The organism is Halomonas sp. CH40 (assembly GCA_041875495.1).
Lineage (GTDB): Bacteria > Pseudomonadota > Gammaproteobacteria > Pseudomonadales > Halomonadaceae > Vreelandella.
Genome location: CP112982.1, coordinates 3,574,357 through 3,592,637, shown reverse-complemented (window position 1 = coordinate 3,592,637; position 18,281 = coordinate 3,574,357). Strand labels below are relative to the sequence as shown.

Genomic DNA, 18,281 nt, shown 5'->3' with positions numbered 1-18,281 from the left:
GGAAGGGAGAAATGACCATGGAACGCTATATTGGTGCGGAGAGTGATGAGTTTCCTTATGCCGCGGTGACGTATATTGAGGCAACCTTTCCCGATGGGTCGACCATCTACGGTTCAGGCGCTTTGGTAGGGGTTAACGATGTGCTGACGGCAGCACATATTATTTATGACCCCCAGCGTGGCGGGCAGGCAATTGACGTAACGGTGGCGCCTGGCAAGGACGGTAATCGCTATCCGTTTGATTCATTTCAGGGCGTTAGCCTTGATTACTATAACCTGGCTCTGGACGAACCCAATTCGATTCGTCAATCAGAAAGCCAGAAAGACCTAGCTGTTATCGGGCTTGAGCATGCGGTAGGTGATGAGCTGGGCTGGTTTGAACTTACGCCTTTTTCGCAGGAGGTTGACTATAAGATCACTGGATATCCAGGCAAACATTTTGATGCCCAGGGAGCCAGGATGGTAGAAGCTGGAGGCACAGCAAGTAAGCATCATTATTACGACCTGATTGCGCTGGAGGGCTTTGCGACCAGCCCTGGTAACAGTGGCAGTCCAGTCTGGTTACAAAACGGCAGCACCATCGAACTGGCTGGCGTCGTGTCTACCCTGAGCTGGGCCGCCTTGGTGGAAGCCAGCTACGAGACGCTTCAGTCTTGGATCAATGGTAACGATGCGTTCATTTCACCAATACCAGCAAGTAAAGAGATATCACGCGAAGTGGTTGAACAAGCGACTGAAGAGGAAACATCCTCTTCTGGGCAAAATGCTAATGACGCTGAGTTGGAGCCAGAAAAAACAGAACCAGCTGAGCCCAACCCCAAACCCGTGCCACTCTCACCTTCATCAGATTCTGAAACTCAGGCACAAACTAGGTCAGTACCTGAACCCAAAGCAGCACCTGAACCCAAAGCAGCGCCTGAACCACAAGCTGAACCAGACCCAGATGCCATCGACATGCTTGCTGATCTCCTTGAAGCTAAAGGCTGGGGCTGGAGTGAAGTGCTAGGGCATGAATTGAAATCAACCGACACATTAATGCGTTTTCCTGGGTTGCAGGAAAGTGTTGATCCTGTGGTGCGCCTCTATACAGGAATGCTGGGACGGCTGGCAGACAGAGAGGGGCTTGAATACTGGGTTAAACAGTTGAATAGCGGTAATGGCCTAGATGAATTGGCCAAGGCGTTTGTTACCTCTACAGAGTTCTCATCTTTGGTCAGCCAACATGGCGGCGGTGATGAAGGCTTTATTGATGCGCTTTACCATAATGTGCTGGAACGCGCGCCGGATAGCCAGGGGCGCGTCTACTGGTTAAACCAGCTGTTAGGCGAAGCAGGTGACGATAAAAAAGCCCAGATTGCGCTCTCCTTCACAGACTCAGACGAATATATAACAGAGAGTTTTCCGTTGGTGCAGGCCACCAAGCTGCTTACCTGGGGCGTAAACCTCACAGAGATGAACCCTGCCAGCTTGGGGTTTGGCAGCGATATTTCCGCTCAGGAGATGCAGCTTGGTGAGGCTATTGTGCGCCTTTACAGCGGGGTCCTGGGGCGCGCGCCTGACGCTGAAGGATTTGGTCATTGGCTTGAAGCCGGTCAGCAGGAAAGTGGTTTGGTGGCGTTGGCAGAGGATTTTCTGTACAGCGAAGAATTTTTGAATGGGGCTGATGAGTTATCCACAGCGCAAGTGTTGGAGAGACTGTATCGCCAGGTGCTCGAACGTGAAGCTGACCCAGCGGGTGAGCGTTACTGGATGAACCAGCTTGAAAAGCAAGATCTTGGTATGGGGGAGATGGTGTTAGCGTTTACTGAATCCCAGGAATTTCAGCAAAGTAGCCAATCAGAGGTGGACGATTATCTGAATGAACACCTTCAGACGGAGTTGATAGGTGTAGAGACCGACCTGGAATCTTATTTGTTGGGATAACATAAGCGCTCAAAATACCTGAAGATACTGCCGTTGATCGGCCAATAATGCGGGAACTCTGCTGTTACTATTAATGTTTTTTAACCTTCTGGGTAAAAAACGTTCTATGCCGCGTTATATTGGTGATGAAAATAGTGAGTTCCCGTACTCTGCGATGGCCTATATCGAGGCGAGCTTTCCAGACGGCACGCGGGTGTATGGCTCAGGCTCCTTGGTGGGCCGCAATGATATTCTAACATCAGCTCACCTGGTATATGACCCGGCGATGGGGGGGCAGGCAACAAGTGTGGATATTACATTGGGCCGCGACGCTAGTGCCCGCCCCTTTGGAACAGTGAGTGGAGAAACCCTCGACTACTTTGAGCTTGATCCACGTAATGCTGGTTTCTTGTCAAAGTCAGAAAGTCAGTCGGATCTAGCGGTTATTGGTCTTGGTGATGCATTGGGTGACACACTTGGCTGGCTAGAACTGGCTGATTTTGAACCCGACGAAACCTATCAGGTAACCGGCTACCCCGGTAACTACCGTGAAAATGGCCAGCCCCGCATGATGGAAGGCAGTGGTCAGGTGGATCGAGACTCGATTTATGATGTCGCGCTGCTGGATAATTTTGAGATCAATGCGGGCAGCAGTGGAAGCCCGGTATGGACGATGTCAGGCAGTTCACCGCAAGTGATGGGTGTGGTATCAACTCAGAGTTGGGCAACCCTGGTTGAGGGGCAGTACGCAACATTGCAGTCGTGGATTGCGGGGAACGATAGTCTTATCGATTCGCTTGAAGAACCCGAGCCAGAGCCAGAACCCGAGCCAGAGCCAGAACCAGAGCCAGAGCCCGAACCAGAACCAGAGCCAGAGCCCGAACCAGAGCCAGAGCCAGAACCGGAGCCAGAGCCAGAACCGGAGCCAGAGCCAGAACCGGAGCCAGAACCGGAGCCTGCCCCAGAGCCAGAACCTGAGCCTGATCCTGAGCCCGAGCCCGAGCCCGAGCCAGAGCCAGAGCCAGAGCCAGAACCCGACCCCGACCCCGACCCTAGCATTGATCCCAGACAGGCGACTATCAATACCTTTACAGCACTTCTGGAAGATCGCGGCTGGAGCTGGCCTGAAGCACTGTCTGCAGAATTGGCTAATACTGACGCCTACCGGCGTTTTCCTGAGCTGAATGAAACGCTTGACCCAGTGATTCGGCTTTATACCGGCATGTTGGGGCGTACAGCAGATAAAGAAGGCCTGGAGTACTGGGTTACCCAGCTGAATACCGGCAACAGCCTGTACGAGCTTTCGCAAAGCTTTGTGACATCAGCAGAATTTACCTCTCTTGTTGATCGGCTGGGAGGCGGCAATGCAGGCTTTATCGACGCGCTTTATCAGAATGTGCTGGGACGCAACGCGGACGGCGAAGGGCGGGTGTACTGGCTCAATACTATGTTGAGTGATGACGCTGATAAAGCTGATATTGCACTGTCGTTTACGGATTCTGAAGAATACATAACGTCAAGTTACCCCTTGGTGCAGGGCACCAAGCTGCTGACTTGGGGCGTTAATCTAGAAAGTATGAACCCTGCTGAACTGGGCTTTGATAGCAATATATCGGCCCAGGAACACCGACTGGCAGAGTCTATTGTACGCCTGTATAGCGGGGTGCTTGATCGCGTACCGGATCGCGACGGTTTTGAGTACTGGCTGGAAGAGGGGCAGGAGGAAGAAGGCCTGGTAACACTGGCAGAAAACTTCCTTGATAGTGAAGAGTTTCTTGGGGATGCCAGCGAACTTACCGCTGATAGAGTGCTGGATACCTTATACCGTCAGGTGCTGGAACGTGCCCCGGACCCTGAAGGTGAGCAATACTGGCAAAACCAGTTGCAGGCAGATAACGTAACGCTAGGCGATCTGGTGCTAGCGTTCACAGAGTCTGAAGAATTCCAGCAAGCCAGTCAGGATGACGTGGATGACTATCTTCTGCGTAACCTAGATGACGGTATTATAGGCGTAGGAACCGACCTGGATACTTACCTGCTGGGTTAGGGGTTTTTTACACTATTGGCAGAGGTTCTTCGGGTACCATGGATGGTATCATTTGCCCGTTAGGCGTCATCAGACGCAACTTCAATTCACAATCATATTTAAGGATCACCATGCGTTTTTTACTGATTTTGGCGGCGTCTCTTGCTTTGACCGGGTGTATCAATGTGCCTTTCGTACCGCTCATCTAAGCAGCACCAAGTGGGCCTTTTGATGCTGTAGCCGTTAGGGGGGGTAGCCATGGGTGTGCTGCGTGGGTTTGTTGGCCTTTTACTGCTGTCAATCGCCCTGTTGGGTTCTTCCACCAGTATGGCGAATACCTCTGCCTGGCAAGCGTTACAGGAAGGTGGGCAAGTCATTCTTATGCGCCATGCACTGGCCCCTGGCGTGGGCGATCCTGATAACTTCAACCGCGATGACTGCGCCACCCAGCGCAATCTTTCAGACCAGGGGCGCGCTCAGGCTGCGGCCATTGGTGATGCTTTTCGGCAACGCAGTATCCCTGTTGATGCCATCTATTCCTCGCACTGGTGCCGTGTGCTGGAGACCGCTGAGTTAATGGCGCTGGGGGATGTGCAGACGGTGGACTGGCTGGACTCTTTCTTTATTGCCAGTGAACGTTATGCCCGCGAACAGCGAACCCGGGAAGCTCGCCAGCAGATACTGGATTGGCAGGGCTCCGGCAACCTATTGCTGGTCACTCATCAGGTGAATATAACCGCCCTGGTGGGCGGCGGCGTCGCCTCTGGGGATATGGTGGTTGTGCAGCCTGAAGACGGTGAGCTCACGGTGATCGGGCGGCTTACGGATGTGCGCTAAGTGCTATGCTGGCGCGCCGCGATAATAATGCCACAGAAACAGCGCGCCAACGCTGCGCCACGGCGCCCAATGCTCAACCAGTGCGCGTGCCTGGCCGGGTGTCGGGCGTTTCTCCAGCCCCTTGAGTCGCCCCAGGGCGACGCGTAGTGCCAGGTCATCGGCGGGAAAGATATCAGCGCGCTTGAGGGAAAACATCAGGTAAATTTCAGCGCTCCAGCGGCCGAATCCGCGCAGTGCCGTGATGGCCTGAATCGCGGTGGCGTCATCCATGCTTTCCAGGGCCTGGGCGTCAAAATCGCCGTCCAGCGTTGCCGCCGCCAGCCCTTTGGCATAATCCACCTTGCGCCAGGAAAGCCCTGCATCGCGCAGGCGTTGGGCATCAATGGCCATGACGGCCTCAGCGTTCAGTTCAGGTAACTGATCACGAAGGCGCTGGAGAATAGCGCTGGCTGCCGCCGTTGATATCTGCTGACTGACAATGGTGGCGAAAAACGCCTCAAAGCCTTTTTCCCGTTCACGTGCTGGCGGCGTGCCTACCCAAGAAGTCGCTTTGGCAACGTCTGGGTCCGCTTTGGCGAGCGCCTGCATGCCCTGGTGGATCATGGTGGGTGTCACGCGGTCTCTCCTTGCCCTGTGCTACAGTCGGGCGCATGGTTGTGCGATAATGCTGCTTTATAGTGCAATACAACCTACTTGATCTGGAGGTGTCGCCAGGGCTGATTGCACTGGTTACCTTTAAGTTCCTTAGCCAATAGGGAAGCGCTGCATGTCCCAAGGTACGCTTTTTGTTGTTTCTGCCCCATCGGGCGCCGGTAAAACCAGCCTGGTGCGTGAACTGATCGAAAGCCTTGATGGCCTTCAGGTGTCAGTCTCGCATACCACCCGTGCGCGGCGCGAAGGTGAAGTCAACGGCGTTAACTATCACTTTACCGATGTGGCCGGTTTTGAAGCCATGATTCAACAGGGCGGTTTTTTTGAATACGCCCAGGTATTTGACCACTATTATGGCACCTCCCGTCAGGCCGTTCAGGTACTCCTGGATGCAGGCCAGGACGTGATTCTGGAAATTGACTGGCAGGGTGCGCGGCAGGTGCGTGAGCAGGTCAAGCATGCTGTCTCGATTTTTATCATGCCGCCATCGCTGCATGAACTCGAGAATCGCCTGGCCAGCCGCGGCACCGATGAGCATGCTGTGATAGCCCGGCGCATGCGCGATGCCGTCAGTGAGATGTCTCATTACGATGAGTATGACTACCTGGTCGTCAATGATGATTTCACCACGGCGCTGGAAGAGCTCAGGTCGCTGGTGATCAGTCAGCGTCTGACCTTGGCCTCAATGCGTGATCGGCATGCACCATTATTGGCTGCACTCTTGTCACAGCAGGCCAGCGTCGAGTAATCTATCGGGTTCTGGATATCTTTTTAGTCTATCGAGTTGGCCCGCGCTGATACCCTTAGGTGATTGCGCTGGCTGGCTTGCCGCCGTTATTACAGGAAGGCGCTTTATTTATGGCACGAGTTACCGTTGAAGATTGCCTGGATCATGTTGAAAACCGTTTCAAGCTGGTGATGATTTCCACCCAGCGAGCCCGCCAGCTGGCGCGCGGCTCCCGGGAAGCCCAGCTGCCCTGGGAAAACGACAAGCCCACCGTGATGGCGCTGCGCGAAATTGCCGCCGGTCTGGTTAATCATAGCGTATTGGATGAGCCTGTCGAGGCTGCGCCGCGACGTCCGGCAGCTGATGCGACTGTTTCCACCGACGATTGATAGCTATGTGAGGCGCGTTGCATGTTTACGATTGATGACCTGGCCGATCGTCTTGGGGGTTACCTGCCCGCAGATGAGATTCAGCAGGTTAAGCGCGCCTTTTACTATGCAGAACAGGCTCACGACGGTCAGCGCCGCCGCTCGGGTGAAGCTTATGTAACGCATCCGCTGGCAGTCGCCAATATCCTGGCTAACATGCACATGGATCATCAAAGCCTGATGGCCGCCATGCTGCATGATGTGATTGAAGATACCGGTGTCGACAAGCCTGCCCTGGAAGCACAGTTCGGCACACCGGTCGCTGAGCTGGTTGACGGGGTTTCCAAACTGACCCAGATCACCTTTGAAGACAAGGCGGTTGCCCAGGCGGAAAACTTCCAGAAAATGGTACTGGCGATGTCGCGGGATATTCGCGTGATTATCGTCAAACTGGCAGACCGTCTGCATAACATGCGCACGCTGGGTGCGCTGCGCCCGGATAAAAAGCGCCGTATCGCCCGCGAAACCCTGGAAATCTACGCCCGCATTGCCGGTCGTCTGGGGATCAATACCATCCGCGTTGAGTTGGAAGACCTTTCCTTCCAGGCCATTTATCCGATGCGTGCCGAACGTATCAAGCGGGCGGTGTCCAGTGCGCGTGGCCATCGGCGCAGCGCCATGCGTGAGATCCAGGCTACCCTGCAGCAAAGCCTGGATAATGAAGGGTTGAACAGTACCGTTATGGGGCGGCAGAAGCATCTGCTGTCGATTTACCGCAAAATGCGCGACCAGCGTAAACCCTTTGCGGAAATCATGGATGTGTTTGGCTTTCGGATCGTGACGGATGATGTTGCCAACTGCTATCGCATTCTGGGGGTTGTGCATAATCTCTTCAAACCTGTGCCGGGGCGCTTTAAAGATTACATTGCGATTCCCAAGGCTAACGGTTACCAAAGCCTGCACACCACGCTTTTTGGCTCGCGGGGCATGCCGATTGAAGTGCAGATCCGTACCCGTGAAATGGAAGCCATGGCGAATAACGGCATCGCGGCCCACTGGCTCTACAAGGCGGGGCAAACAGCACATCCGATTGCTGAAGGCAGCCGCGCCCGCGCTCGGGCCTGGGTCAAGGGTCTGCTCGAAATGCAGCGCCATGCAGGTGACTCGCTGGAATTTATCGAACATGTCAAAAACGATCTTTTCCCCGACGATATATACGTTTTCACCCCCAAAGGCGACATCATGGAGCTGCCCCAAGGCGCCACCGTGATTGATTTTGCCTACTTTGTGCACACCGATATCGGCAACAAATGCATTGCCTGCCGAATTGACCGCAAGCTGGCGCCTCTTTCAACCCGCCTGGAAAGCGGCCAGACGCTTGAAATCATTACGGCGCCGGCGGCGCGCCCTAACGTTGCCTGGCTTAATTTTGTCAGCACCGCCAAGGCACGCTCCGCCATTCGCCATGCCCTCAAGCACCAACAGCAGGCGGAAGCCCTTCAGCTGGGGCGGCGTTTGCTGAACAAATCGCTGGCGGCGTTTGAACTTAGCCTGGAAGAGTTGGAGGAAGGCGTCATCGAGCGCGTACTGAAAGAGCTTGATGTAGATGATCTGAATTCGCTGCTTGAATCCATCGGCCTGGGTGAGCGAGTAGCTCATGTCGTCGCGCGGCGTTGCGTGGACATGGCGGAAGGCGAAGGCGCCCACGCTCATCAGGTCAATAACGGTGAACCTGTGGTGATCAGCGGAAGTGAGGGCATGGTGACAAGCTTTGCCCGCTGCTGTCATCCACTGCCTGGGGATGCCATTGTCGGCTATCTTTCCATGGGCAAAGGCTTGGTGGTGCATCGTGCCGAATGCAGAAACATTATCGATAAGCACGATCCGGACAAGCTATATACTCTGGAATGGTCGGCAAGTATCGATGATGACTTCCCGGTTGCGCTGCGTCTGGAAATTGAAAGCCGTCGTGGCCTGGTCGCGGAACTTGCTGCCCTGGTGACTGATGCCGACGCCAACATAGAACGTATCAGTATTGAAGAGCGCGATGAACGCCTTTCCACCGTCAACCTGACGCTGGCCGTCAAAGGGCGCGTCCATCTGGCCCGGATTATCAAGCGTCTGCGCAATCTCCCCAATGTGGGCAAAATTACCCGCTTGGGCAAGTAAGTCTTTTTTCCTACTGTCCAACCTCTTAAGGAGTGCTCAAGATGAGCAATAAAGCCGTTATCAATACTGAAAAGGCACCGGCAGCGATCGGCCCTTACTCTCAGGCAATCAAGGCAGGTAATACTGTCTATATGTCTGGCCAGATTCCGCTGAACCCGGAAACCATGGAAATTGTCTCGGACGACTTTGAAGCCCAGGCCCGTCAGGTATTCAGCAACCTGCAGGCCGTCTGTGAAGAAGCAGCAGGCTCGCTGCAGGATATCGTCAAGCTGAACCTCTATCTGGTTGATCTGGGCAACTTTGCCATCGTCAACAAGGTGATGGAAGAATTCTTCACCGCGCCTTACCCAGCGCGGGCAGCGGTAGGCGTCAAGGCGCTGCCCAAGGATGCCCAGGTAGAAGCCGAAGCGGTGATGATCGTCGGCGACTGATCGGGTTCTTCAGGATGTTGACGGAGAGGCGTCAAGAAAGCCGCCTTCCTTCAATACCTGCTGATAGCCTTCCCGGAAGCTCGGGTAGCGAAAGGTATAGCCACTGTTGACCACACGGGAACTATCGCAGCGCTTGCTGGCCCGACGGCGCAGCGGCGATTGCACGGTTTCTGTTGCTTCTACCTTGAGCTGTTTCGCAATCCAGGTCATCACGTCATGCAGGGCGGCGGGTTCGCAATCGCTGCCCAGATAGATGTCTTCCAGGGCCTGGCCCTGCTGGTCGCAGTACATCAGGTGTTTGAGAATCCCTGCGCAATCATCACGATGAATACGGTTGGAATACATCACGGGCGTAACCGCCGCGACGCGCCCTTCAGCCACCTGGCGAATAAGGCGGTCGCGCCCCGGCCCATAAATGCCGGAAAAGCGCACCACACTGCCGGGTAACCGATGGTTGATCAACGCCTGTTCGGCCTGACACATCAATACACCCGAAAAGCCCGACGCGTCGGTCGGACTCTGCTCATTGACGGTTTCGCCTTCCTGCTGACCATAAACGCTGGTTGATGATACAAAAAAGACCCGCTTAGGCGGTGTTTCCTGGCGTTCAAGGACGCTCAGTACGCGCTTCAGGCCCTGAGGGTAGGCACTTTGATAAGCGCCTTCCTCGAAGTGGTCCGCACTGACGGTATAGATAACATAATCTGCCTGGGGCAATGCCTTGGCATCGCCTTCATCAAGGTGGTCAAGGTCAAGCGCCAGAGGCTTGATACCGCTGCCTTCCAGCGCCTCAACATGGCGGCGAACGCCGATGACGCTATGGCCTTCATCAATCAGCTCGCGCCCAAGGGCTGTGCCGATGTCGCCACAGCCAATGATCAATACGCTGAATCCCATCTGGTTTTACTCCTGCGATAAAGTATCCCTATTAGCGCCTGCTTCCCTCTATTAGAATGCTATAAGGGTTGGCGGGCGTTGGCCGGTCGGCCAGCAATGGACGTTGTCGCGCGGGTGACGACGACACCAGTGACTGCCACGAGAGGATGCCACTGCGCTTTATGACTTTAACAGAACTGCGTTATATCGTAACCCTTGCCCAGGAACGTCATTTCGGACGTGCCGCAGAGCGTTGCCACGTTTCTCAGCCGACGCTGTCGGTGGCGGTCAAAAAGCTGGAAGAAGAGCTTGATGTGGCGCTCTTTGAGCGCTCCAAGTCGAATGTACAGGTGACTCCGCTGGGGGAAAAGATCATTGCCCAGGCGCAGCGGGTGCTGGAACAAAGCAGCCAGATCTTTTCGATGGCCTGCGCCGGTAAAGACCAGCTTGCCAACCCCTTGCGCATTGGTGCCATCTATACTATCGGGCCTTATCTTTTCCCCCATCTGGTGCCGGCTTTAGCCGCTGCCGCCCCGCAGATGCCGCTGTACATCGAAGAAGGGCTGACCGGTACCCTGCGCGCCAAACTGCGTAGCGGTGAGCTGGATGTGATTATTGTCGCCTTGCCGTTCAATGAGACCGATGTTGTCACCCGGCCTATCTACGAAGAGCATTTCGAAGTCCTGATGCCCTCTAACCACCCTTGGGTGGAGCGTGCCACGATTTACAAGGAAGACCTGCTCAAGGAACGGCTGCTACTCCTTGGCGAGGGCCACTGTTTCCGCGACCAGATTCTTGAAGCCTGCCCGGCCATCACCCATAAGCTCAACAGCCCCAATAACACCCTGATTGCCGAAGGGGGCTCACTGGAAACCATTCGTCATATGGTGGCGTCACGGCTGGGCATTACCGTCTTGCCCCAGTCGGCGCTCGGTACGGAGAGCTACGAAAATACCCTGCTGGTCAGCCGCCCCTTTGCGCCGCCGGCCCCCACCCGAACGGTCGCGATTGCCTGGCGAGCCAGCTTTCCACGGCCCAAGGCGATTGATGCCTTGATTCAGGCCATTGCCCAGTGCCGTAAACCCCTTTGCGAGACTGGCCTGCCGTCATGAGTAGCCTGGAAGCGCCCGTCACGGCACTTAAAGGCGTCGGTGAAGCCCTGGCGCTGAAGCTTGGACGGCTGGGCATAGAGAAGATCAGTGACCTGCTGTTTCATCTCCCGCTGCGTTATCAGGATCGCACCCGGCTGACGCCGATCGGCAGCCTGCATGCCGGTCAGGAAGCGGTGATCGAGGGCGAGGTAACGGCCAGCGATGTGGTGAAAGGGCGGCGGCGCAGCCTGCTCATCCGGCTGAGTGATGGCAGCGGCATTTTGAGCCTGCGGTTCTTTCATTTTGCGCCCGCCCAACAGCAGCAATTGCGCCCTGGCGTGCGAGTGCGTGCCTTTGGAGAAGCTCGGGCGGGTGCAACGGGGTTGGAGATCTATCATCCTGAATACCGTTTGACCAGCGCTGGCGCAGCCCCGGTAGAAGAGTACTTTACCCCTATCTACCCGACGACCGAAGGGCTCAATCAGGCCCGCTTGCGGGCGCTGACCCAACAGGCGCTCGCCCAGCTGGATGCCCACCCTGAGGCTCTGCCGGATGTGATTCCCGCAGCGTTATTGGCGCGCTTCAACCTGCCCGGCCTGCATGCCAGTTTGCATCTTCTTCACCAGCCGCCGCCGGAGATGGATCTGGAGCAGCTGGCCCAGGGTCAGCATCCTGCCACCCGGCGGCTGGCGCTTGAGGAGCTGCTGGCCCACCAGCTCAGCCTGCGCGAGGTGCGTCTACGCATCCAGTCAGACGGCGCCCCCGCGCTGCCCACAGGGCGCAATCTGCAGATGCGTTTTCTGGCCCAGCTGCCCTTTGCCCTGACCGGCGCCCAGGGGCGGGTGATTGAAGAAATTGGCCTGGACCTGGCCCGTGCCGCGCCGATGCTGCGCCTGGTGCAGGGCGATGTGGGCTCCGGCAAGACGGTGGTGGCCGCCATGGCGGCCCTGTCAGCACTTTCCGGTGGCTGTCAGGCAGCGATGATGGCGCCCACTGAACTGCTTGCAGAGCAGCATTACCAGGCTTTCAAGAGCTGGTTTGAACCGCTGGGAATTGACGTTGCCTGGCTGGCTGGCAAGCTCAAGGGCAAGGCACGGCTGGATACCAAGGCCGCCATTGCAGATGGACGCGCGCGGATGGTAGTGGGTACCCACGCCCTGTTTCAGGAAGACGTGATCTTCCAGCGCCTAGGGCTGGCGATTATCGATGAGCAGCACCGCTTTGGGGTTCACCAGCGCTTGGCGCTACGTGAGAAAGGCGCCGACGGTGGCCTGACGCCCCATCAGCTGATCATGACCGCCACGCCGATTCCGCGCACCCTAGCGATGAGCGCCTATGCGGATCTGGATGTTTCAATCATTGACGAGTTGCCGCCAGGGCGCACGCCGGTCAAGACGGTGGTCGTTTCTGACGAACGTCGCCCGGAAGTGGTTACCCGCATTCGTACTGCCTGCGGCGATGGCCGTCAGGCTTACTGGGTATGTACCCTGATTGAGGAGTCTGAGGCGCTGCAATGCCAGGCGGCTGAAGTCACCCGTGACGAGCTGACGGAAGCCTTGCCGGAGCTGGCGATTGGCCTGGTGCATGGGCGCATGAAGGCCGCTGAAAAAGCCGAGGTGATGGCAGCCTTCAAGGCGGGCGAGCTGGATCTGCTGGTGGCCACCACCGTCATTGAAGTGGGGGTGGATGTACCCAACGCCAGCCTGATGATCATTGAGAACCCTGAACGGCTGGGGCTTTCCCAGCTGCACCAGCTGCGCGGCCGGGTGGGGCGAGGCAGTACCGAGAGTTTCTGCGTCCTGCTTTATCATTCACCGCTATCCAAAAGCGCCCGCGAACGGCTGGGCGTGATGCGCGATACCAATGACGGCTTTCAGATTGCTGAAAAGGATTTGCAGATTCGCGGGCCAGGTGAAGTGCTGGGCACCCGCCAGACCGGCCTGGCCCAGATGAAAATCGCTGATCTGGAACGCGATGGCGACCTGCTTGACAGAGTGAGCGCCCTGGCCCGAGAGCTGCAGGGCGAACCGCATGTGAGTGCTGTGTTGGTGCGCCGCTGGCTGGGCGAAGCCGCCGGGCGCTACGGCCAGGTATGAAAGTTTTCAGTGGCGATGGCTGGGGGAGGCGCTGCCTGTCAACCGGTTGGCCACATCCACAATAGGGGGCAGCTGGGTGGCAATCAGGCGCAGCTGGCTTTGCACTGGGCGATAAAGCTCGGCTCCCTCGCCATTCGCGGCTGGATGGTCTTCGAGATGTTCAAGCAGGCGTTCCACATCCTTATCAATGGCGCCGCATGGCTCGCCGGATGCCAGCTGCCCGGCAATATAATCCATCAGAGCGCTGATGCGTTTGGCCACAGGAATTGACTGGGCGTCATCCTCATCGTCCGCCATGCGGTGGCGGTGCGCGCCGAGAGCGGAGAGGTGACTGAGCAGTATGTTCGACAGCAGCAGAAAGCGCAGCCCGCTGTCCGCATCCTGGCGGCGGTAGTGGCCCGGTTCATGGAGCATGTTGTTTACCTGGCTGGAAAAGGCTGCGTCGCTGTTGTGGGCATTGCGCCGCGCCAGCCGGTAGCTGAGATCATCCTGCTTGCCGGTGGCATATTGCTGAATGATTTCATCCAGATAGTGGCGATGGCTGGTCATCACCCTGGCAGCGGTGCGGTAGAGTTTGCGCCCCTGCCAGTCGGGGAAGATAAAGAAGATTGCTAATGCGGCAATAAAAGCGCCAATCAGGGTATCGAACAGCCGCGGCCAGATCAGATCAAAACCGTCGCCTACCTGATTGAACCCGCACAGCACCAAGAGAGTGATGGACGCCGTGGCCACCAGATAGTGTTTTTCGCGGGTGGCAAAAAACGCCACCCCGGCGGCAACCGCCACCATGCTTTGGATAGCCGGTTGGGGAAACAGGCTGATCAGCGCCCAGCCGACAATCAGCCCGAGCACAGTGCCAATGATGCGTTTGAACAAGAAGCGCTTGGTGGTCGCGAAATTGGGTCGGCAGACGAACAGTATGGTCAGCAGTATCCAGAAGCCCTGTTCCGGGTCCAGCCACTGCAGCAGTAAAAAGCCCGCGACCAGGGCAATTGATAGCCGTATGGCATGTCGAAAGGTAGGTGAACCCAAAGTCAGGTTAAGGCGGACACGCTGCCAGGCTTCCTTGAGGTTGCCCGGCGAGCGGTCGAACAGGGCGGTGTCCTGACGCGGCTGGCTGGCGGCCGGGTTGTGGGCGCTGGCGATCTGTTTTTCCAGCGTGGTCAGGTTATCCGCCAGGGCATTCAGCGGTTGCATCAAAGGGCGCCATTCGGGCTTGTCCTGGTCGCGCAGGTTGGCAATCGAGGCGCGTAGATCGGCCAGCGCCTCTTCGCTCTGGCGATGGTCAAAGGTGCGGTTGAGTAACAGCGACTTGGCCAGGCGACGGCAGGCTAGCCCTTGCTGATCCAGCAGCCGCTGGCAGCGAAACAGCACATCATGGTGAAAAAAGGTCTCGGTCAGGGCGCTGTAGGGGTAATGGGTGGAGCTGGCCCGTTCGTGAATATCCTGGGCGATGAAGTAAACCTGCAGATAACGGTTCAGCTTGCGGCTGCCGCGCTGGCCTTCCATGCGTCGTAGCAGCATTTCCTTGGCCTGATTCAAGGCTTCCACGACCACGCCATTCTGGCGCGCCAGCGCCATCCGGCGCGCTTCGATATCCACGCCGCGCACCGGCTCAAACAGTTCTGCCTTGAGCATCAGGTATTTACCCAAGGCTTTATACAGGCGCGCCATGCTGAGCTTGACCGGCTGACGGGAAAACAGCGCGCACCAGACCACTGAAATCAGCCCGTACCAGGCAGCGCCCAGCCACAGTAATAGCTGGCGCAGGGTGACATCATCATCCACGCCGCCGTGCTGCTCGATATTGATCATGGAGTAGATCGAGAGAATCAGGGTGGCGGAAGCGATGGTGGCGTAGCGCTGGCCAATGGCGCCGAGCATGATCAGGCCAAAGGTGGCACCCGCCAGCCATAACGCCATCAGCCACGGCCAGGGGAAAATCCAGCGGATGATCCAGGAAATCAGCGCAAAGCAGACGAGCGTGACGATCAGCGCCTGTAGCCGCCCTTGCCAGCTGTCATCGGTTTCGGCCAGGGCGCTGGCAATAATGCCCAGAAACAGCGGGATGACAAAGCCAATATCGCCCCATACCGATATCAGCGCCAGGGCACCACTGAAGGCCACAAATACCCGCAGGCTGTAGGCAAATTTATCCAGTGTCCAAAGGCGACGTAGCGACAGGGTAATGGGCATGAGGTGATCAGCTGAACTCCACAGTCAGGGTGATGACATAGGGCTTTAAGAGATGATTGCCGTCAACCAGAGAGTACAGTATAGGAGAGAAAGCTGGCTAATCGCCACGCCGCTATGGGTAAGCGGCGTGGTCGGGGCACTCACGACTACCGGTCATCGCCTGTGACTGCCAATGCGCGAGGTTAAAGGTGCTTAAGCAAGGACTGTAACTTGGTCATGTCGGCGGAATCACCGACTACCCTGACCTTGTCTGCCATCATGCCATCGAGGAAGGCCTGCTGGGTTGGCTTCTTTAAAATCTCAAGCGCGGTGTCAGCATCTGCAAAGCGCAGCTCCAGATCAAGATCAACTGGCAGGCCTTTGGCGGAGGTGATGCCTTCCGGCGACATCCGGTAGTAGCGGCAGATACTGAGATCTTCGGTGGCCACTCCCCAGTCTAACCGGCGCATGCGCTCAAGCTTTTCGCGAAAACGCGGCTTGCGACGCAAGGCACGTTTAAGCAGCAGGCCCAATAGCCATAGCACCAGCTTGAGTTTCATCAGGAAACAGCATCCTTGAGGGCCTTGCCCGGCTTGAAGGCAACATTTTTGCTGGCCGGAATCTGCAGTGGGGCGCCTGTCTGAGGGTTTTTGCCAGTGCGTGCAGCGCGCTCGCGTACCGTAAAGGTACCAAAGCCGATCAGGGCAACGTCTTCACCCTTGGCAACGCTGTTGGTAATCTCATCAAGTACCACATTCAGTACCTGGCCGGCCTTTTCCTTGGACATATCAGCATTTTGGGCAATCGCGGCCGCAAGTTCAGGTTTGCGCATTATCAGTCTCCATTAAAGTGGTCAAAATAGACAGTTCAAACGGTAGTTGAATTTGACCGCAAAAAACAGCGTTCAAGTGTCATATAGTGTTTCGCTAAAATCCTATGCCTTATCAGGGTTAGCCTAGCAGTGCGGGAGCCGCTCTGGAAAGGGCCACCTTCTGACGTACGCAGTGGCCTGTCAACGCAAAGCCAACCAGATTGCCGCTGTTATCTTCCGCCAGTGCGGTCATGTTGTGACCGTCGGCGTCGATTTTCCAGTGGACGGGCGTCGTCTGGGGCGGATAGGCAACCACTGGCAGTAGCGGGGTTTTGACCAGTACCGGCCAGGCGCCGAAATGAACCGGCGTGGGCGTGCCGCCCAGCGTGGTGGCAAGCGCTTGAGCGCTGGCCTGCAGCGGTTGCACATACATGGCGTTGACCCCGTCAATGCAGGCCACATCGCCTAGTGCATAGATATCTGGGTGGCTGGTTTGCAGGGTGCGGTCAACCGTAATGCCCCGTGCTGAAACGTCCAGCCCGGCGGCCTCGGCCAGGGCGCTACGTGGCGCAAGGCCGGTGGCCATCAACACAATATCAGCCTCGACGTGGGTATTGTCGTTATTGCTGCCAGAGTTGGCGGGCGCCAGCGTAAGGTGAAGCGTATCGGCGTCGCGGCAGGTAATGTCGCTCAGGGTGTGCTCAAGCGCCAAGCTGATCCCCGCTGTGCTGAAGGCCTCGGCCAGGGCGTCACCCAGGCGTTCCGGCAGCAGGCGCGGCAAGGGCGCGCGCTCCGGCGCTATCAGAGTGACCTGATGTCCACCGGCATGAAGGTCATTGGCAAACTCGCAGCCGACAAGCCCGGCGCCGATAATCGCTACCCGCGCAGGGGCGTCGCCAAGGGCTGCGTGGAAGTGGCGGTAATCGTCAAGATCATTGATGGTGAAGCAGCGTGACGCACAGGTATCCGGCAGCTGAAACGGCATACGCGGCGCGGCACCTGTGGCCAGCACCAGAGTACGGTAAGTGTAATTCAGCGGCGCTGGCTGGCCGCTTGTGGTGTCATGGCCTGGCTGGAGTGTTAACTGGTGGGCCTCGGGGTCAATGGCCGTGACCTGGGTGGTTGCCAGTACCCTGGCGTCGAGTTCTTCGGCCAGTGCCTCGGCACCGCGCTGGGCAAGACGGGCAGGCGGCAGGTTTTTGGCAAAGCCGGTCGAAAGCAGCGGTTTGCTGTAATCATCACCGCTGTCGCTGCTGATCAGGGTAATCGAACGGGTATCCCCTGCACGGCGTAATGCTCGGGCCAGGCCAATACCTGCCATGCCCGTACCCACAATCACTAAATCGGCGTCAGTAGACATGCTGTTCCCTGTTGAAGTGGCGTTATCAGAGCGTCATCGTGCCCCATGGCAGAACGTCTCATCATGGTACACTAGCGCTCTCATGGCGGGGTCTATCAAGGCGATTGATCGTGTTGGATAACCGACACCGCTAACCATTGATCTTAAAGAGCCAGATTTTGAACGCAACGCTTCCAAGACATGCCATGACACTGCAATCACATGCGCTGCAACTGCCCGTTCGCTGGGTGCCTGCAGCGGCTGCGCGTCCGGCCATGTCGGCCTTCTGGTGGCATTGGGTGGCGTCGACGGATTCCTTGACGGCGCGTCTGGTGAGCGCAGGCAAGGGGCGGCGCTTTCGTGTTCGGGTGCTGCGCCAGGGGGTGGGTTATCCCAGTGTGGATGAGGCCACAGCGCTGGGGCTGCCCCTGAGGCGTTATGTCTGGCTGCGCGAAGTGGCCCTGTGCCTGGACGATACGCCTTGGGTGGTGGCGCGCTCGGTGGCCCCGCTTAGCCAACTTCATGGCCAGCGCCTGGAAAGGCTGGGGGAGCGCTCGCTGGGCAGCTGGCTATTTCAGCAGGCGGATCTGCGTCGCGGACCGATCGAGGTTAGCTGTCATGCGCCGCGCTTTGTGGCGGCCAGCGGCCTGTGGGGGCGGCGGTCATGTTTTTACCACGCCGGTATGTCCCTGCTGGTACAAGAGCATTTTCTGACCGCCATGGCTGATGCACTGGAAGGCCCTTCACGCTAGGCTATCAGGGTTCACATTTTTGACTGCCCTG

Annotated in this window: 16 protein-coding genes; 10 read left to right on the top strand and 6 right to left on the bottom strand. The window is 57.2% G+C overall.

Features of this window, described 5'->3' with window-relative positions; translation table 11 throughout:
- Nucleotides 1-17 precede the first annotated feature (17 nt).
- The 3 genes from OR573_16385 (at nucleotide 18) to OR573_16375 (ending at nucleotide 4,764) form a co-directional block, all read left to right on the top strand.
- A complete protein-coding gene (locus OR573_16385) occupies nucleotides 18-1,922 on the top strand; it encodes a DUF4214 domain-containing protein (GenBank protein ID XGA80026.1) in 1,905 nt (634 codons plus the stop codon).
- A gap of 106 nt (nucleotides 1,923-2,028) precedes the next feature.
- The gene (locus OR573_16380; GenBank protein ID XGA80025.1) at nucleotides 2,029-3,948 is read left to right on the top strand and encodes a DUF4214 domain-containing protein; all 1,920 of its coding nucleotides are present in this window, start codon (nucleotides 2,029-2,031) and stop codon (nucleotides 3,946-3,948) included.
- 237 nt (nucleotides 3,949-4,185) lie between these two features.
- Nucleotides 4,186-4,764, top strand: a complete 579-nt coding sequence (locus OR573_16375; GenBank protein XGA80024.1) for a histidine phosphatase family protein — start codon at nucleotides 4,186-4,188, stop codon at nucleotides 4,762-4,764.
- 3 nt (nucleotides 4,765-4,767) lie between these two features.
- Here OR573_16375 and OR573_16370 read toward each other — a convergent pair whose 3' ends face one another.
- Complete coding sequence (locus OR573_16370; GenBank protein XGA81779.1) at nucleotides 4,768-5,367, bottom strand: DNA-3-methyladenine glycosylase 2 family protein; 600 nt, start codon at nucleotides 5,365-5,367, stop codon at nucleotides 4,768-4,770.
- Between the two features lie 163 nt (nucleotides 5,368-5,530).
- On the opposite strand from OR573_16370, the gene gmk reads away from it, so the two are divergent.
- The 4 genes from gmk to OR573_16350 all read left to right on the top strand — a co-directional run bounded on the left by gmk (nucleotide 5,531) and on the right by OR573_16350 (nucleotide 9,110).
- Nucleotides 5,531-6,163, top strand: coding sequence for a guanylate kinase (gmk, locus tag OR573_16365; GenBank protein ID XGA80023.1), 633 nt, complete (start codon nucleotides 5,531-5,533; stop codon nucleotides 6,161-6,163).
- A 110-nt stretch (nucleotides 6,164-6,273) separates the two neighbouring features.
- Nucleotides 6,274-6,531 carry a DNA-directed RNA polymerase subunit omega gene (gene rpoZ, locus OR573_16360; GenBank protein XGA80022.1) on the top strand — a complete coding sequence of 86 codons (258 nt, stop codon included), beginning with the start codon at nucleotides 6,274-6,276 and terminating at the stop codon, nucleotides 6,529-6,531.
- A gap of 21 nt (nucleotides 6,532-6,552) precedes the next feature.
- Complete coding sequence (locus OR573_16355; GenBank protein ID XGA80021.1) at nucleotides 6,553-8,679, top strand: bifunctional (p)ppGpp synthetase/guanosine-3',5'-bis(diphosphate) 3'-pyrophosphohydrolase; 2,127 nt, start codon at nucleotides 6,553-6,555, stop codon at nucleotides 8,677-8,679.
- Between the two features lie 41 nt (nucleotides 8,680-8,720).
- The gene (locus tag OR573_16350) at nucleotides 8,721-9,110 is read left to right on the top strand and encodes a RidA family protein (GenBank protein ID XGA80020.1); all 390 of its coding nucleotides are present in this window, start codon (nucleotides 8,721-8,723) and stop codon (nucleotides 9,108-9,110) included.
- Between the two features lie 9 nt (nucleotides 9,111-9,119).
- Here the strand turns inward: OR573_16350 and OR573_16345 are convergent, their stop codons facing one another.
- Nucleotides 9,120-10,007: an SDR family oxidoreductase gene (locus tag OR573_16345; GenBank protein XGA80019.1), complete on the bottom strand. Its 888-nt coding sequence runs from the start codon at nucleotides 10,005-10,007 to the stop codon at nucleotides 9,120-9,122.
- Between the two features lie 161 nt (nucleotides 10,008-10,168).
- Between OR573_16345 and OR573_16340 the strand changes: the two genes are divergently transcribed.
- Both OR573_16340 and recG read left to right on the top strand, forming a co-directional pair.
- On the top strand, nucleotides 10,169-11,098 hold the full coding sequence (locus tag OR573_16340) for a hydrogen peroxide-inducible genes activator (protein XGA80018.1): 930 nt from the start codon (nucleotides 10,169-10,171) through the stop codon (nucleotides 11,096-11,098).
- Nucleotides 11,095-13,173 carry an ATP-dependent DNA helicase RecG gene (gene recG, locus OR573_16335; GenBank protein XGA80017.1) on the top strand — a complete coding sequence of 693 codons (2,079 nt, stop codon included), beginning with the start codon at nucleotides 11,095-11,097 and terminating at the stop codon, nucleotides 13,171-13,173. The genes OR573_16340 and recG overlap by 4 nt, the downstream gene beginning before the upstream one ends.
- 6 nt (nucleotides 13,174-13,179) lie before the next feature.
- On the opposite strand, the gene yccS is transcribed toward recG, so the two are convergent.
- The 4 genes from yccS to OR573_16315 form a co-directional block, all read right to left on the bottom strand.
- Nucleotides 13,180-15,369 carry a YccS family putative transporter gene (gene yccS, locus OR573_16330; GenBank protein XGA80016.1) on the bottom strand — a complete coding sequence of 730 codons (2,190 nt, stop codon included), beginning with the start codon at nucleotides 15,367-15,369 and terminating at the stop codon, nucleotides 13,180-13,182.
- A gap of 182 nt (nucleotides 15,370-15,551) precedes the next feature.
- Nucleotides 15,552-15,908 (bottom strand): hypothetical protein, encoded by a 357-nt coding sequence (locus OR573_16325; GenBank protein ID XGA80015.1) that lies wholly within the window; start codon nucleotides 15,906-15,908, stop codon nucleotides 15,552-15,554.
- The gene (locus tag OR573_16320) at nucleotides 15,908-16,180 is read right to left on the bottom strand and encodes an HU family DNA-binding protein (GenBank protein XGA80014.1); all 273 of its coding nucleotides are present in this window, start codon (nucleotides 16,178-16,180) and stop codon (nucleotides 15,908-15,910) included. The genes OR573_16325 and OR573_16320 overlap by 1 nt, the downstream gene beginning before the upstream one ends.
- 118 nt (nucleotides 16,181-16,298) lie before the next feature.
- Nucleotides 16,299-17,519, bottom strand: coding sequence for an FAD-dependent oxidoreductase (locus OR573_16315; protein ID XGA80013.1), 1,221 nt, complete (start codon nucleotides 17,517-17,519; stop codon nucleotides 16,299-16,301).
- A 185-nt stretch (nucleotides 17,520-17,704) separates the two neighbouring features.
- Here OR573_16315 and OR573_16310 point away from each other — a divergent pair, with 185 nt between their 5' ends.
- Nucleotides 17,705-18,250: a chorismate lyase gene (locus tag OR573_16310; protein ID XGA80012.1), complete on the top strand. Its 546-nt coding sequence runs from the start codon at nucleotides 17,705-17,707 to the stop codon at nucleotides 18,248-18,250.
- The last annotated feature ends 31 nt before the right edge of the window (nucleotides 18,251-18,281 follow it).

Excerpts from the sequence above, each read along its gene's own strand:
- OR573_16350 (XGA80020.1), top strand. The coding sequence starts at position 8,721 with ATGAGCAATAAAGCCGTTATCAATACTGAAAAGGCACCGGCAGCGATC.
- OR573_16370 (XGA81779.1), bottom strand. The coding sequence starts at position 5,367 with ATGATCCACCAGGGCATGCAGGCGCTCGCCAAAGCGGACCCAGACGTT.
- OR573_16320 (XGA80014.1), bottom strand. The coding sequence starts at position 16,180 with ATGCGCAAACCTGAACTTGCGGCCGCGATTGCCCAAAATGCTGATATG.
- gmk (XGA80023.1), top strand. The coding sequence starts at position 5,531 with ATGTCCCAAGGTACGCTTTTTGTTGTTTCTGCCCCATCGGGCGCCGGT.
- OR573_16325 (XGA80015.1), bottom strand. The coding sequence starts at position 15,908 with ATGAAACTCAAGCTGGTGCTATGGCTATTGGGCCTGCTGCTTAAACGT.
- OR573_16310 (XGA80012.1), top strand. The coding sequence starts at position 17,705 with ATGACACTGCAATCACATGCGCTGCAACTGCCCGTTCGCTGGGTGCCT.
- OR573_16355 (XGA80021.1), top strand. The coding sequence starts at position 6,553 with ATGTTTACGATTGATGACCTGGCCGATCGTCTTGGGGGTTACCTGCCC.
- OR573_16375 (XGA80024.1), top strand. The coding sequence starts at position 4,186 with ATGGGTGTGCTGCGTGGGTTTGTTGGCCTTTTACTGCTGTCAATCGCC.
- OR573_16315 (XGA80013.1), bottom strand. The coding sequence starts at position 17,519 with ATGTCTACTGACGCCGATTTAGTGATTGTGGGTACGGGCATGGCAGGT.
- rpoZ (XGA80022.1), top strand. The coding sequence starts at position 6,274 with ATGGCACGAGTTACCGTTGAAGATTGCCTGGATCATGTTGAAAACCGT.
- OR573_16345 (XGA80019.1), bottom strand. The coding sequence starts at position 10,007 with ATGGGATTCAGCGTATTGATCATTGGCTGTGGCGACATCGGCACAGCC.
- OR573_16380 (XGA80025.1), top strand. The coding sequence starts at position 2,029 with ATGCCGCGTTATATTGGTGATGAAAATAGTGAGTTCCCGTACTCTGCG.
- recG (XGA80017.1), top strand. The coding sequence starts at position 11,095 with ATGAGTAGCCTGGAAGCGCCCGTCACGGCACTTAAAGGCGTCGGTGAA.
- yccS (XGA80016.1), bottom strand. The coding sequence starts at position 15,369 with ATGCCCATTACCCTGTCGCTACGTCGCCTTTGGACACTGGATAAATTT.
- OR573_16340 (XGA80018.1), top strand. The coding sequence starts at position 10,169 with ATGACTTTAACAGAACTGCGTTATATCGTAACCCTTGCCCAGGAACGT.
- OR573_16385 (XGA80026.1), top strand. The coding sequence starts at position 18 with ATGGAACGCTATATTGGTGCGGAGAGTGATGAGTTTCCTTATGCCGCG.